This window comes from Sorangium sp. So ce448, from assembly GCF_051520915.1.
Classification (GTDB): Bacteria; Myxococcota_A; Polyangia; order Polyangiales; family Polyangiaceae; genus Sorangium; species Sorangium cellulosum_B.
This window is the reverse complement of sequence record NZ_CP150343.1, coordinates 13,655,001-13,669,690: the sequence shown is the minus strand read 5'-3', so window position 1 is coordinate 13,669,690 and position 14,690 is coordinate 13,655,001. Positions and strand designations below refer to the sequence as shown.

General features: G+C 71.6%; 7 protein-coding genes. 5 read left to right on the top strand and 2 right to left on the bottom strand.

Going from position 1 to position 14,690, the window contains the following annotated elements:
• Window positions 1-337 precede the first annotated feature (337 nt).
• Together WMF45_RS51500 and WMF45_RS51495 are read right to left on the bottom strand one after the other, a co-directional pair.
• Window positions 338-5,266 carry a MopE-related protein gene (locus WMF45_RS51500; RefSeq protein WP_437719676.1) on the bottom strand — a complete coding sequence of 1,643 codons (4,929 nt, stop codon included), beginning with the start codon at window positions 5,264-5,266 and terminating at the stop codon, window positions 338-340.
• Window positions 5,260-6,201, bottom strand: a complete 942-nt coding sequence (locus WMF45_RS51495) for a hypothetical protein (RefSeq protein ID WP_437714905.1) — start codon at window positions 6,199-6,201, stop codon at window positions 5,260-5,262. Before WMF45_RS51495 ends, WMF45_RS51500 begins: the two co-directional genes overlap by 7 nt.
• Before the next feature lie 656 nt (window positions 6,202-6,857).
• Here WMF45_RS51495 and WMF45_RS51490 point away from each other — a divergent pair.
• The 5 genes from WMF45_RS51490 to tssA all read left to right on the top strand — a co-directional run bounded on the left by WMF45_RS51490 (window position 6,858) and on the right by tssA (window position 14,660).
• Window positions 6,858-7,355 carry a type VI secretion protein gene (locus WMF45_RS51490; protein ID WP_437714904.1) on the top strand — a complete coding sequence of 166 codons (498 nt, stop codon included), beginning with the start codon at window positions 6,858-6,860 and terminating at the stop codon, window positions 7,353-7,355.
• Between the two features lie 79 nt (window positions 7,356-7,434).
• On the top strand, window positions 7,435-8,778 hold the full coding sequence (tssK, locus tag WMF45_RS51485; protein ID WP_437714903.1) for a type VI secretion system baseplate subunit TssK: 1,344 nt from the start codon (window positions 7,435-7,437) through the stop codon (window positions 8,776-8,778).
• Entirely contained in the window at window positions 8,775-9,575 is an 801-nt protein-coding gene (locus WMF45_RS51480) for a DotU family type IV/VI secretion system protein (RefSeq protein ID WP_437714902.1), read from the top strand. Before tssK ends, WMF45_RS51480 begins: the two co-directional genes overlap by 4 nt.
• Complete coding sequence (locus tag WMF45_RS51475) at window positions 9,572-13,579, top strand: type VI secretion system protein (protein WP_437714901.1); 4,008 nt, start codon at window positions 9,572-9,574, stop codon at window positions 13,577-13,579. The genes WMF45_RS51480 and WMF45_RS51475 overlap by 4 nt, the downstream gene beginning before the upstream one ends.
• Before the next feature lie 28 nt (window positions 13,580-13,607).
• Window positions 13,608-14,660 carry a type VI secretion system protein TssA gene (tssA, locus tag WMF45_RS51470; RefSeq protein ID WP_437714900.1) on the top strand — a complete coding sequence of 351 codons (1,053 nt, stop codon included), beginning with the start codon at window positions 13,608-13,610 and terminating at the stop codon, window positions 14,658-14,660.
• Window positions 14,661-14,690: the final 30 nt, after the last annotated feature.

Genomic DNA, 14,690 nt, shown 5'->3' with positions numbered 1-14,690 from the left:
GCGGGCAAGGTCGGCGGAATCCTGGGTGCGGTCATGGCAACACCTCCCCCCGGCGCGGAAGGGGCCGCGCTGCGGGGTGTCTCCGCTAAGGAGTTCCGGGCGGGCGGGGCGGGTGATTTCAGAAAATGCGTCGCCGCGTCGTGAGCGCACGACCGACGCCATCGGGAGCGTCGGCGCGGGGCCGGCGACGGCTCCCGTCGCGAAGGACGAAGCGATGGCGACGAGGGCGGAGTGAGCCGAGCGGGGCGGGTCTCGCGCCAGCTCGATCTGCTCGATTGAGCCACAGGAGCAGCTCGCAGCTGCCCACGTGGGGCCCCCTGCCGGACACCGCTTGAGCTCAAGGCATGCTGGCGATCGCGACGGAGGTGAACCCACTGCGGCTGGCGTCGACTCGAACGGGCATCGTCCAGTCCGAGCAACCGGTGTTGCCCACCCCCAGCGTTCTACAGCGCGTATGCTCGATGCTTTCGGAATTCAGGATCACGTAGGCGAGCTCTACAACGGCTTCGAAGCCGGATCCCCTGCCGGTGCCTCGGGCGATCGCCGGTGAGCCCAGGATGCGAAACGGCCTGCCGCTGGAGTCAACGAACGGCAGGGGCGGAGACCATGTGTCTGTATTCCGGCGGTAGAAACTCGTATACAAGTGCCCAGCCGGGTCGCTCTCGCCGGCTCGGTAGGCGAGCGCGGCGTCGCCTCCAGGCAACGCTGCCAGCGCGACCGGGTACGCCGTCGTCGCGGAGCCAAGTCGGACGGGTGTCCCCCAGCTCGTCGCCCCGCTCGTCCCCCCGCTGCGCTTCGTCCAGAATATCTGGTTCTCCACGACGACGACCATGAGCAGGTCTTCGCTGCTCGTGGCGACCATCGCGACCGACGAGGGCGGCGTCCCGCCAATGCCGCTCAGATCCGGCGTTCCTCTATCAACCCACGAATTCACCCCGGTCCGCTCGAACGCCTGTCCGGCCCTCGGCGCGTTGACAGGGAAGGCCATCCATGGACGCTCCGTCTGGGGCAGCACCGCGAGGCCGAACCCGATTACGTTCACCCCCGGGGACTCGACGGAAGCTGCCGTCTCGGGTGCTGCCGACCAGCTACCTCCCGCGAACTGGAGATAGAAGTAGTTGTCCAGCGGATCGGGGGTCCCCGCCACGTCCTCGAAGTATGCCGCACTTGTCCGTGTCCCGAGCGAGCCAAGCACCGGCGCGCCTGTCGTCATCAGCTCGGTGCCCAGCGGAGCCGCGAAGCGCGACCACGTCTCGGTCTCGTAGGACCACCGCGTGTAGCGCAACGGGGCCGCCCCCTGAAGCTCGGAGTTTCGCACCAGCCCGATCCCTTCCGCGACGTTCAGCGTCAACGCCGGCGGCGACCCAGTCGATGCGCCGCTCAGCGCCGCCGCCGTCCAGCTTCCTCCGGGATGGAAGTGAGCGCCGACGAGCGAGACGGTGTCCCCCTGGTTCGTGCTGCGCCTACCCAGGATGAGCACCGTGTGCCGCGAACAGATGCGCCGCGTTCCGTCGTTGGACAGCGTGCAGAGCGCCCCCGGCGCGCACTCGGAATCGCTCGTGCAGCTCGTCGCGCAACTGCCGGCCATGCACACATAGTTCCCGCATGGCGTCATGTCGGACATGTGAGCGTCATCAGGGCACACGCCGCTCACTCCGTTGCAGCTCTCCGCGACGTCGCACCCCCCCGCCCTCGCCGCCCTGCACTCCGCTCCCGCCGCACTCACCACGTCTCGCGGGCAGGCCGTGCTCGTGCCATCGCAGGTCTCCACTGCGTCGCACGTCCCCGCCACCGATCGACATACGGTATCGCGCGGGACGGGGGAGCACGTCCCCAAGCGCCCGGTCAGGTCACATACCTGGCAATCGCCGTCGTCGCCGCCACCGCATGCCGTATTGCAGCAGACCCCATCGACGCAGTGCCCGCTCGCGCACTCGTCCCCGTCGGCGCACGGACCACCGTTGGCCATGAGCGTCGTCGAGCACGCCGCGCCGACGCAGGCCATCACGCCGCAGCTCACCGAGGGCGCATCGACGCAGCGCCCCTGGCCATCGCAGGCGTCCGCCTGATTCAAGGTGACGCCGTCCGCCGCGCAGCTCGCCCCGCGGCACACCGTACCCGTCGGATGCAGCTGACACGAGTCCCCCCCGCTGCACACGCCGGTCATCCCACAGGTGGCCGGGGCCTGCGTCGCGCATTCGTTGTCAGGATCTTCGCCCATGAGAACGCTCGTGCACTGGCCGTCTCGACCAAAGCCCTTCTTCGCGGCGGAGCAGGCTCGACAGGTCCCCGTGCAAGCGGCATCGCAGCAGACGCCGTCGACGCAGTACCCGCTCGCGCAATCGCTCGCGCGCGAGCACTGCTGCCCCTCGTCCTTCTTCGTCACGCAGCGCTCGCCGTCGCAGTACGCGGTCGGCGCACAGTCCTCGATACGCCCGCACCGCTCCAGGCAGGCGCCGGCCGAGCAGCGGTAGTTTCCGCAGCTCGCACCGGCGCCGTCCACGCACGCGCCGTCGCCGTCGCAGAGGCCAGGGCTGAACGCCGTCAGCCCGTCTGCGCTGCATCTCGCCGATGCGCACGTCGTTCCACCGGCATGGAATTCACATCGACCGAAGCCGCTGCAGAAGCCGGTCGTGCCGCAGGTCGTCGGCGCCTGGTAAGCACACTCGTTGTCCGGGTCACGCCCAGCCCCGATGAGCCCGCAGGCGCCGTCAGGACCACCACCCGGCCCCTTCCGCGCCGCGGTGCAAGCTTCGCACGCCCCGTTGCACGGAAGGTCGCAGCACATACCATCCGTGCAGATCCCACTCAGGCACTCCCTCGCTGCGCTGCACGTCGTGCCGTTGACCTTCCTCGCGACGCACGTCAGCCCGTTGCAATAGGCCGTCGCGGAGCAGCCCGCATCGCCCACCCGCGAGCAATCGTTCTGGCAGGCCCCCGCGAAGCAGACGGCGTTCCCGCAGTCCGTGGTGCCCGCGTCAACACAGTCGCCTGCGCCGTTGCAGAGCGGCGCGCGCGAGGCGCCCGACAAGCTCGCCGTGCACGCGGGCTCGCCGCACGTCGTGCCCACCGGGTAGAGCTGGCAGCGCCCTCCCCCATCGCAGAACCCGTTCGTGCCGCAAGAGCTGCGCCCCTCGTCGGAGCACTCGTTGTCCGGGTCCGCCATGGGCGTGATGGGCTCGCAGCGGCCGTTCTCTCCCCGACCTTTCTTCGCGTTGCTGCACGCCATGCACAGGCCGGCACAGGCCGAATCGCAGCAGAACCCGTCAACGCAGTTCCCCGAGGCACACTCGCTGGCGTTCTCGCACCGGACACCGGGCCCCTTCTGCGCGCAGAAGCCGTCCGTGCAGACATTGCTCGCGCAGTCACCGTTGCCGACGCAGCGCTGACCGACGGCGCACTTCACCGAGCACGGGCCGCCACAGTCGATGTCCGCCTCATTGCCATTGCGGACGAGGTCGGCGCAGGTCGGCTCTGCGCAGGTCTGCTCGATGCACACGCTGCTCAGGCAGTCCCTCCCCGAGAGGCATCGAGCGCCGCTCGTGCACCGCGGACACGAGCTCTCTCCCCCGCAATCGGTGTCGGTCTCGCTCCCGTTCCGCACCCTGTCCGTACAGCTCGATACCTGGCAGATGGAGTGGCTGCATCGAGAACTCCTGCAATCCCGGTCGAGGACGCAGGCCCGGCCGTCATCGCAGCTCGCGCAGTCTGCCCCGCCGCAGTCGGTGTCGGTCTCGCCGCCGTTCCGCACGTCATCGTCGCAGCCAGGCGAGATGCACACGCGGCTCGCGCAGACGAGGCTCTCGCAGTCGCTCGGGATCTCGCACGACTGGCCGATGGCGCAGTCGATCGGGCAGCTGCCACCACAGTCGACGTCCGCCTCGCTGCCGTTCCTCCGCCTGTCATTGCACGTCGGAGCGCGGCAGGTGCCGCTCTCGCAGACGAGGCTCTCGCAGTCGGAGTCCTGGTTGCACCGCCTCCCCGGCGCGCACGTCGACCCGCACACCCCTCCGCAGTCGGCGTCCGACTCGGCGCCGTTGAGCACCGTGTCGAGACAGCAGAGATTGCCGTTGTCGATGATGCCGTTACAGTCGTTGTCGATGCGGTCGCACGCCTCCACCACGGGGAGATTCACCTGCCGGCATTTGAGCTCACCCCCTTCGCAGGTCTTGACGCCAGCCGCGCAGGCGCCCCTGAGCTCCGGGTTCTCGGTGATCAAGCACTGCGCTCCGCCGCCGGGGTTGCCCTGGTCCGGGATACCGTCGCAATCGTCGTCCGCCCCGTTGCACTGCTCCGCCGCCGCAAAGATGGTTTGCTGGCAATCGAGGCCCTTCGGCCCACACACCGTGATGCCGTTGCGACAGGGACCGAGCACGTCGGGCACCGAGCAGGGCAGCCCCTCGCCGAGATCGCCTTCATCGATCTCGTCGTTGCAGTTGTCGTCTCTCAGGTTGCATATCTCGGGCTTGGGCAGGACATAACCCTTGCACGGCCCCCACTTCCCAGCGTTGCACTCCTGCGTGCCCGTCGCGCACTCGCCGATGCCTGCCACCGCCGGATCTTCATGGCAGCTCTGGGTGCTTCCGTCGACGCAATCGCACGTGTCGTCCGGCACCCCATCGCAGTCCTCGTCGAACCCATTGCACTCATCGATCCCAGGGAGCGCGTCGCCCTTGCAGTCGCCCCAGGTACCGCCGTCGCACGTCTGCTTGCCCTGCTTGCAGCTCCCCACCCCGAGCGTCGATTCTTTGCCGCCATAGCATAACTGCTCTTGCCCTGGCGCGCACTCGCACCCTTCATCGACGTCGCCATCACAGTCGTTGTCGCGCTCGTCGCAGATCTCCTCGGAGGGCAGGAGATCGCCAACGCAGTCCCCCCAGACGTTGTTCGCGCACTCCTGGATACCCGTGTGGCAGAGCCCTATGCCGCGAGTGAGCGGCGAGCCGCCATAGCATTCCTGCCTTTGGCCCGCCTCGCAGGCCGACCCCTCATCGACGACGCCGTCGCAGTTGTCGTCGATGCCGTTCGGGGTCTCGTCATTCATCCCCACCTGGGGACCACAGGCGTCCGGCAAGCCCTTTCCGTCACAGGCGGGCACGAGGAGGTGGCAGGCGCCGACCCCACACTGGAGCGGGGGAAGCCGCGCTTCGCCGTTGCACGGGTTGTCACCGTAGTCGGTGTCGATGCCGAGGACCGCCGTGCAGCTCAGCACACCGAAGACGAGCATCAGGCCCGCGACGAATCGATAGTACGCGCGCATCACCATGTCCACGTCGCCCCCACGTAGCCTTCGGACCGTCCTGACGCGCCCACGAGGATCACGGGCGTAGAACGCCTCACGATCGTCGGGCGGTTCGCTCCGCCGAGCCGCACACGATCGGGCTCCGTCGCGAGGAGCAACACCACCCCCGCAACGCCGACGAGACCGATAGGTAGCGCCACCGTGCTCACCACGCCCATCGTGGCGGCACGATCCGCGGCGCCCTCGCCCTTCTCGTTGCAGAAGCCGCCGGCGCAGTTCGTCGTGATCGTATCCTTCTGCCCCGCCGCCACCACGCCCGTCACCACGCTGGTTGCTATCCCGCCGAGCCCCAGCACCCCCGCCGCGATGTACCCGCCGAGCCTCCACCCCGACATGCCCTCGTCGACGGCGGGCGGCAGCAACACCGGCACAGGCTCGAGCGGCCGGCTATATCGCACCGTCTTCGCCTCATCGCCGGGCTGCGCCACCGTCAGATCGATCGTCAGGCGCTCTTTCCGGTTCACGAAGAACCGCCTGTCCCGCGGCGGCCCCCCGGGCGGCTCGGTCCTCACCCACTGCTCTCCCGGATCGACCGGCATCGGCACCCCGAGCACCACCGGCACCGCGTCCGGGCTCGCCTTCGACGACCGCGTCACCTTCGTCCCCTTCGGCGCCGCCTCCGGCAGCCGGAACGTCACCCGGGGGATGTCGGCGTCGAGCCGCTCCCGCCTCTCCAGCGCGAGCTTCTGCCGCGCCGCCTCGTCCTGCTGCTCCGGAGGGGACAGGCGCTCGAGCGCGTCGAGGTATTCATCGTAGTGCAGCGCCGCCGTGGCGATGCGCCCCGCCCGCTCCTCGCACTCGGCAAGATGAAACAGCGTCCGCGGCCGCTTCTCCAGCCGATAGCTCTTGCGAAGCAGAGGACACGCCGCGTCGTGACGACCGGCCTGAAGGTCTGCCATCCCTCTCTCGAAGAGCTGCTCGGGATCGCTCGCGCTGGCCGGCGCCGTCGACCCCAGCAGCGCGCACCCCAGCAGGACCGCCGCCGCCCAGCTGCCAGACCGACGGCCGAGAGAGCGACGCGGCGAAGAGGAGAGTTGGTCGGACCCCGCGCAGGTCGAAGCGGACATCTCAGGTGCTCCATCAAGGTGGCATGAAGGTCATGGCGCCTCCGCGCCCGTCGTGCGCAGCCGGCATCTCCTCCACAACCAAGTCCCCGCTGCATCTTACGTGGGTGCCCAGCGCGGGCCAACGGAATAGCGCGCGGTCACGAGCCCCATAACCGCCGGCTCGCGCGCCGCGAGACCGAGCCCGTCTCCTCTCCTGCGAGCCCCTCCGAGGTCGTTCCTTCCTCGGATTCCGCAGACCCCGGCACACCGCGCCGGCCCTGCACACATGAACATCTCGACAAGAAGAGGTATTTCGTGTGTCGGACTCGTTGCCAGTGCGCCTGAAGCATTCCGCGCGCGCAGCACCGAACCAGCCGGCGCCGTGTCGTTCGACGCGGCGCTCATGGCTCGTTGCAGCAATCGGGCGAGCGCCTCGCCCGCATCGGCCGCTTCACCGGCCTCTGCAGTTTTTTTCCATGCGCCGCGCGCCCCCAGTTACCATCGCTTCCATGCCGTACCCGACCGGCGTCCGGGGGCGCCGGAGTTCGCTCCGCCGCATCCTCGGGGCCCTGCTGGCGGCCTGCGCGCTTATGGGTTGCGGGGGCGGGGTGGTCGCTACTCGCCTTCTTCTCGAGATCCGCATCGCCGCGCTGGCGAACCAGAACTCCCCGATCCCTGTCACGCTCCTCGCCGTCTATGACACGAAACTGTTCGAGCGCCTCGCCGAGATGTCGGCGAAGCAGTGGTACGAGCAAAGGGATCAGCTCCGGCGTGATTTCCCTGGCGGAGACGCGTTCACGGAGTGGGAATGGGAGTTCGTGCCGGGGTACACGCCGCCTCCCGTCGTGGTGGAGATCCCCCGAAACGCGAAGCCGCTCGTGTTCGCCAATTACCGCGCGCCCGGATCCCACCGCATCCGCCTCGGCTCCCAGCAGCGGATCCGGATCGAGCTGCAGGACGGCGACTTCGCCGTGACCACCCTCGAAGCCCTGGAGCAGAACCGATGACCGCGGGCAAGCTCCCGACGCGCCGCGCCACGGACAGCCACGCTGCCAGGCAGCCACGCCTCGCCAGGAGAGCTCACGCATGAGACGCCCCGCGGAAGTCCCCGCCGCCGTCCAGTGGCACGACGGCATGCTGCTCTCGCCGCAGCACTTCCAGGAGGCCGCGCGGCGCTCCGAGCGCCTCCTCGATTACCACCTCGGGCAGCTCCACCCGTTCCATTACGGGGTCCACCACCTCGAGATCGACGCCGGGCTGCTCGCGAGCGGCACGCTGCGCGTCCTCGAGGTCGAGGCCGTGCTCCCCGATCACCTCGTCGTCCATCACACCGCGCGCGATCCCGAGCTCCAGGTCGACCTCAAGCCCCACGCCGCCGAGCTCGCGGCAGGCCCCCTCACCGCGTACCTCGCCGTTCCCAAGGAGCACCTCGGCGGCGCCGCGACCGGCGGCGATCTCGCCCGCTATCGCTCGATCGAAGGAGCGCCGGTCCCGGACGACAACACGGGAGAAGAGCCGCTCCCGATTCCGCGCCTCGTCCCGGTGGCGCGCCTGCTCGTCGCGGCCGCGCCGCCGGCCCGCTTCGTGTGCCTGCCCGTCGCGGAGCTGCGGCGCGAAGGGGAGGCGTTCGTGCGCACCGAGTACCTGCCGCCGAGCATGACCGTCCCCCTCACCTCGCCGCTCGGCGCGATGTGCGGCCAGATCACCGCGCGGCTGCGTGAAAAGGCGCTGCGGCTCGCCGACAGGCTCAGCGCGCATTCTCGCAGCAAGGAGCGAGACGTGCTCGAGGAGCTGCGCCGGCAAATCCACGCCCTCGTCACCGCCTTGCCCCCCTTCGAGGTCGTGCTCGGCACGGGCAGATCTCACCCCTACGCCCTCTACCTCGCGCTCTCCTCCCTCGTCGGCCACCTCGCTGCCCTCGCCCGCATGCCGGTCCCGCCCGTCCTGCCCGCTTACCAGCACGACGATCTGCGGGTCACCTTCAGCACCGCGCGCGACCACGTCTTCCGCCTCGTCGACGAGGGCATCCTGGAGTCGTTCACGGCTCACCCCTTCGACTTCGGCGATGGGCGCTACCAGGTGGAGTTCCAGCGGCGCTTCGCCGGGCGGCCCGTGCTCGTCGCCGTGCGCGGCCGCCGCGGGGCGCAGGAAAAGGACGTCGTGAGCTGGGTCGAGGGCGCGCTCATCGGCTCGGCGCGCCGCGCGCGCGAGATGCAGCAGAGCCGCGTGCTCGGCGCCGGACGGCGGCGCGTCGATCGCCACGGGGATCTGATCGCGCCCGCAGGGACCGTGCTCTTCGAGCTCGAGCCGTCGAGCCCCTACCTCGATCTCGGCGAGCCGCTCCTCATCTTCAACACGGGAGATCCCTCCGCGGCCGCCGGGCCTGCAGAGCTCGTCCTGTACGTGAAAGCGACCGACGAGCGAGCATGACGGCAGGAGCCACAGCCACCGTGGAGACGCCACGACGGGAGGCCCCGGCCCCTCTCCAGGGGAGCCCCGTGCAGGCGCTCGCGGGGAGCACGCTCCTGCTCGACGCCTTCCATGCGTTCTACGCCGAGGTCGTGCGGCAGCGACAGCTCGTCACCCTCGCGCACGGAGGGCTCGCGCCAGGCATCGAGACGGTGCGGCAGCGCCTCGTCGACTTCCTGGAGACCCAGGCCGTCTCGCTCGGCCGCAAGCTCACCAAGCACGAGCTCCGGGCTTACGACGACGCCCAGTACGTGATGGCCGCCATGGCCGATGAGCTCCTCCTCCAGGCCGAATGGGACGGGCGGTACGCATGGGCGGAGCGCCCGCTGGAGGCGCACGTCTTCCACACCTACGTCTCCGGCGAGCGCATCTTCCGCAAGCTCGACGACGTGCTCTCCGGACACGACGCGGCCCCCTCCGCGCTGCTGCTCGTCTACCTCGCCGCCCTCGCGCTCGGCTTCCAGGGCAAATACCGCGCGCTCGGCCTGCGCGACAAGCCCGAGCGGTACCGGCAGGACCTGGCGCTCCACCTCCAGCGCGTCGATCCCACCCTGGCCACCGGGCTCACCGAGCTCTGCCCCCAGGCCCACGCGCACACCCTCGGGGGCTCATCGCGGAGCCGGCTGCCGTCGCTGCGCGCCGGCGTCGTTCCGCTCGCCGTCGTCGCGGGCTTGCTGGCGCTCGCCGCGCAGGGGGTCTGGCTGTACCGCGTCGATCGCGTGGTCGAGGAGCTCGACCGGATCGAGGGCGCGCCGTGACGTTGCCCCTCGCGATCGCCCTCGCGCTGCTCGTCGCCGCGCTCGTCGGTCTGGCGCTGTTCCTCCGCGCGCGCCGCCGGCGCCGCGCGGCAGGCGCAGCGCCGACCGACGATCTCGAGCCCGAGATGGCGCGGCTCTTCACCGCAGCGCGCGCGGCGCTCAGGGCGTCGCCCGACGAGATCCCGTGCTTCCTCGTGCTCGGCGCCGCCGGCGCCGGCAAATCCACGCTGCTCGCCGGCGCCGGGCTCACGCCGCGCTCCGGGACGACCGCGCGCTCGCTGGGCGATCCGTCGACCTGCCAGGTGTGGCTCTTCGAGCGGGCGATCTTCGTCGAGCCGGCGGGGCGGTTGCTCGCGAACGAGCCGCAAGGCGGCGGGACGCCGCGCGCGTCCGGCTTCCGCGCCGTCCTCGAGGCGATGCGACGCGCGCGCTCCGAGCGGCCCGTCGACGGGATCCTCGTCGCGCTCTCCGCCCGCGACCTGCTCGACAGCGACGGCGCGGCGCCGGCCCAGCAACGGGAGATCGCCCACCTGCGCCAGCGGCTCGACGAGGCGCAGCAGCACCTCGGGATGCAGGTCCCCGTCCACCTCGCGATCACGCAGAGCGACCGGCTCGACGGGTTCGACCGCTTCGCGCACGAGCTCGACGCCGATCTCCGCCAGGCGACGCTCGGCTGGGCGCAGCCGGGCGCCGCCTGGGTCGAGAGCACCGCGGGCCTCGTCGACGAGGCGCTCGGCAGCGTCGGCGCAGCGCTCTCCGCGATGCAAGCGCGCCGCCTCGCGGCGGACCGGCCGTTCGTGGCGGGCGTCGAGGCGTACTTCCTCTTTCCGGACGCCCTCCTCGCGCTGCGCGAGCCCCTGAGGCGGGCGCTGGAGGACCTCCTCCGCCCGAACGATGGCGGCGAGCCCGTCGCGGTCCGGAGCCTGTCCTGGGTCGGCCTGGAGCCGCCGGCGCAGCCCGAGCCCGCGCAGCCCGTGGCGCCATCGGAGAGGCCGGCCGGGCGGCGGGCGCTCTTCGCGCGGGATCTCCTCGAGAGGAAGGTGATCGCCGAGGCCTGCCTGGCGCGCCCGACCCGCCTCACGCTGCAGCGCCGGCAGCGCGTCGTGCGGGCGCTGAGGATCGCCACCGTCGCGCTCGCGCTCCTCTACAGCGTCTTCCTCGGCCTCGAGAGCAACCGCCTGGAGCGCCACGCCGCGTCGCTGCTCCCCTTCCTGAGCGACCTGGCGGCGAGCCTGCGCCACATGAAGCTCGAGGACCCCAGCGCCGACCCCTCGGGCGCGGTGCGCGCGGAGCGATCCGTCCGCCTGCTCCAGGGGCTGAGCGCGATCGAGGGCACGCGGCTCCGCTCCGCGCTCGTGCCCGGATCGTGGCTGAGCGGCATCGACGCGCGGATCGAGCAGGCGATCGCGAGCGCCTACGAGCGGGTGATCCTCGACGCCTTCCGCGTCGGCCTCCACGCGAGGACGGGCCCGCTGTTCGGGGAGCCCCCCGCGCTGCCCCCCGCGGGCGCGGAGATCGCCGCGGCCACGTTGGAGCGCACGCCGGAGTACGTCGCGCTCGAGGCCTGGCTGCGCGAGGCGGCCGCGTTCGAGGGGCAGGTGGCGCGCTTCGAGACGCTCGTGGCCGGACCGCCGAAGGATCCCACGGCCGAGGCCGGCGACGCGCGCGTCCAGAGCGTGGCCGATCTGGCCGAATCCGTCCTCCAGCACAGGCTCCCGCCCGCGCGCACGACGGCCTACCAGCGGCGCGCGCTCCTCGCCATCCCGCCCCTCGCGCCCTTCGGCCTCGACGCGTACCGCGATCCGGCGCGCGCCCGGTCCGATCGCCTCTTCAGCCAGCTCTACCAGCGCATCTCGCGGACGCTCGACGAGGCCGCGCTGCGCGCGGACGTCGACGCGCTCGTCCGGGGGCTGAAGGAGCTCGAGCGCGGCGGCCCCGAGTACCGGTCCGCGAGCCTCGCCGCGCTGCACGACGCGATCGCGCGCACCGAGGCGCGGCTCGCCGCGCCCACCCTCTCCTGGGTCGCGACCGACAAGCTCCCGCCGAACGCCGCGCTCGATCGCCTGCTCGCGGCGGTCCGCACCTTGAAGCTGCTCGGCGATCCGGCCTACGGCCTGGTGAAAGACGACGGCGAGGGGCGGCTCCTGCTCCTGAAGAGCTACCTCGGGGGCGCAGAGACAGCGCTCTCGGGGCCGCTGCTCGTGCGCAAGGAGGGCGAGGTGCAGCTCCAGCTCTCGCCCTTCGTCGCCGCCCTGAAGGAGCCCTCGACCGCGCTCCTGCGCCAGCGCTTCATGGAGCCCGTCGACAACGTGGATCCGCTGCCGGCGACCCTCGACGACGCGCGCCTGAGCTGGAACGTCGAGGAGCTCAAGGAGGGCGCGAAGCGCCTCAAGGAGTACGAGGCGTTCGCGCAGGAGGAGGGGCTCAAGCGGTTCCCGGAGAAGGTGCGGGGCACGCTCGGGGAGCTCGCCCTGCGCAACCTGCGGGACAACGTCCTCGCCGCGGTGGGCAAGGCCGCGCGCCGGGAGATGGCCCCGCCTCCGAGCGAGTCGCGCCGCGTCGAGACGGTGCGCGCCGACGTCGGCACCCTCGCGCTCGCGAGCGAGCCGCTGCGGGAGATCCTGGCGGCCGCGGGGCGCCTCGGGCTGGAGGAGGTGCGCGATCGCGTCCGCGCGCTCGTGCGCGGCCAGGGCGCGTACCTGCTCACCCTCGCCAGCCGGACGCTCGAGGCCGACGGGCTCTACGAGGTCAAGAACGGGACGTTCCTCTGGTGGAACGGCGAGCGCAGCCCGGCGTTCGAGGCGTTCGGCCTCGCCGACGGCGACGGGGCGCAGCTCGCGGAGTACGCCGTGGCGCAGCGGGGCCGGGCCGACGCCTTGACCCGCGCGCTCGCCGAGCCCGTCCTCGGCTTGCTGGAGAGCGCCGAGGTCGCGGCCGATGCCCGGTCCGTCAACGACATGGCGCCGTGGCAACACATCGTCGGGGCGCTCCGCGATTACGAGGGGAAGAAGGCCGGCAACAGCGTCGCCGCCCTGGAGCGCTTCCTGCTCAACGACCTGCCCACGGTCACGTTCGAGAACTGCATCGCGCAGATCGAGCGCGTGCCGGTCGACGTGCGCTCGGACGACTACTTCGCCAGGCGGCGCCGGCGCATCCTCGTCCTGCTCCGCGATCGGTGCGCCACGCTCGCCACGGAGGAGATCCGCACGAAATACCCGAGCCTCCGCCGCTCGTTCCACCGCTCGCTCGCGGACCGCTTCCCCTTCGCGCGGCTCGAGCCGGGCGTCGAACGGGAGGACGCGAACCCCGACGACGTCCGGCTCTTCCTTCAGAACGCGAGCGACTTCCGCAAGCGCTTCCGGCCCGTGCTGTCGCTGCGCGGCGGCGCCGCCGCCCGCGACGTCGTGCGCTTCCTCGACCGCATGGAGAAGGTGCGCGAGTTCCTCGCGCCGATGTGGGCGCAGGGGGACGCGACGATGGACGGCTCCTTCGACGTCACAACCGCCTTCCGCGTCAACCAGGCGCGCGAGGTGGCGGGCAACCAGATCGCCGAGTGGAGCCTGCGGATCGCCGACGAGCGGCTGTTCCTGGGCGGGCCGAAGCCGACCGCCACCTGGCGGCTCGGCGACCCGGTCCAGCTCACGCTCCGGTGGGCGAAGAACAGCCCCGACATCCCGTCGGTCGAGCAGAACGCCGGTGCGGTCGCGAAGGAGCGGACGGCGACCTTCGAGGCGAGCGGCCCCTGGGCGCTCCTCCGGCTCATCGCGATGCACACGCACGCCGCGGAGGAGGCGGAGCTGAAGAAGGAGGACGCCGTCGCCAACATCCTCCAGCTCGTCGTGTTCACGATCCCCGATCCCGCCGGCGGCTGGCTGGAGCGGGCCGGTACGACCGGCGGCTCGGCCCGGGTGTTCGTGCGGCTCGGCCTTGTTGGCAAGGAGAAGGACAAGCAGCTCAAGTACCCCGATTTCCCGACGACCGCTCCGGTGCTCGACAGCGAGTAGCGCGGCAGCAGCGACGAACGAGGCACGCATGGCAGAACGCACCATCGCAATCGACATCGAGCGCCTCCTCGCGCCCATCTCGCAGTCAGCGCCCGCCGGGGCGCCGCTGCGCTACGAGGGCACGTACGATCGCGTCCGCGAGGCCCGGCGCGAGGACGATCCGACGCTGCCGCAGGGCGTGTGGGCGACGCGCCTCAAGACGGCGGACTGGAAGCTCGTGGCCGAGCTCTGCGCCGAGGCGCTCGCGCGGCGCTCCAAGGACCTGCAGATCGCCGCCTGGCTCACGGACGCGTGGGCGCAGATCGGCGGGATCGGCGCGGCGGCGCCGGGGCTCCGGCTGATCGCGGGGCTCTGCGATCGCTACTGGGACGCGATGTTCCCGGCGCTCGACGACGACGGCCTCGAGGCGCGCGGCGACCTCGTCGGCTGGCTGGACGAGGCGCTCGCGCGGCGGCTCCGGATGGTCCCGCTCCTCGAAGGCAGCGACGACCGCCCCCCCTGCACGCTCGCCGACTGGGAGAGCGGCCGGATGGACGGCGGCGGCCCGGCCGAGGGCGCGCGGTCGGCCGAGCCCCTCGCGGCGCGGCTCTCCCTCGTCGATCGCTCGCGATGGACAGCGCTCCAGCGCGACGCGCGCGCCGCCCTGTCCGCGGCCGAGGCGCTGGAGCGGAGCCTCGCGGCGAGGATGGACCGCCCCCCGGTCCTCCACCGGACCCGCGGCGCGCTGCGCCTGCTCGGCGCCGCGACGGCGTCCGCCCTCGGCGAGCCCGCTGACGACGCGCCGGCGCCCGCCGCGGGAGAGCCCCCGGCGCAGAGCGCGGAGGACCCGGCGCCCGCGCGGGGCCCGGCCGCGGCGATCCAGAGCCGGGTGGAAGCGTATCGCCGGCTCAACGAGGCGGCCGACTACCTCCTTCGCACGGAGCCGCACAGCCCCGTCCCGTACCTCGTGAAGCGCGCGATCTCCTGGGGGAACATGTCGCTCGCGGAGCTGCTCGGCGAGTTCGTCTCGAGCGCCGACGACCTCGTCGCGATTTACCGGCTGCTCGGCATGCGCGGCCGGGAGGAGGGCGACGCCGGATGATCCCATGAGACCGCCGGCGCCGGCCCGATC

What these genes read in the sequence shown, in the direction of transcription:
- WMF45_RS51500 (WP_437719676.1), bottom strand. Translation starts at nt 5,266, where the DNA reads ATGGTGATGCGCGCGTACTATCGATTCGTCGCGGGCCTGATGCTCGTC.
- WMF45_RS51495 (WP_437714905.1), bottom strand. Translation starts at nt 6,201, where the DNA reads ATGGCAGACCTTCAGGCCGGTCGTCACGACGCGGCGTGTCCTCTGCTT.
- WMF45_RS51490 (WP_437714904.1), top strand. Translation starts at nt 6,858, where the DNA reads ATGCCGTACCCGACCGGCGTCCGGGGGCGCCGGAGTTCGCTCCGCCGC.
- tssK (WP_437714903.1), top strand. Translation starts at nt 7,435, where the DNA reads ATGAGACGCCCCGCGGAAGTCCCCGCCGCCGTCCAGTGGCACGACGGC.
- WMF45_RS51480 (WP_437714902.1), top strand. Translation starts at nt 8,775, where the DNA reads ATGACGGCAGGAGCCACAGCCACCGTGGAGACGCCACGACGGGAGGCC.
- tssA (WP_437714900.1), top strand. Translation starts at nt 13,608, where the DNA reads ATGGCAGAACGCACCATCGCAATCGACATCGAGCGCCTCCTCGCGCCC.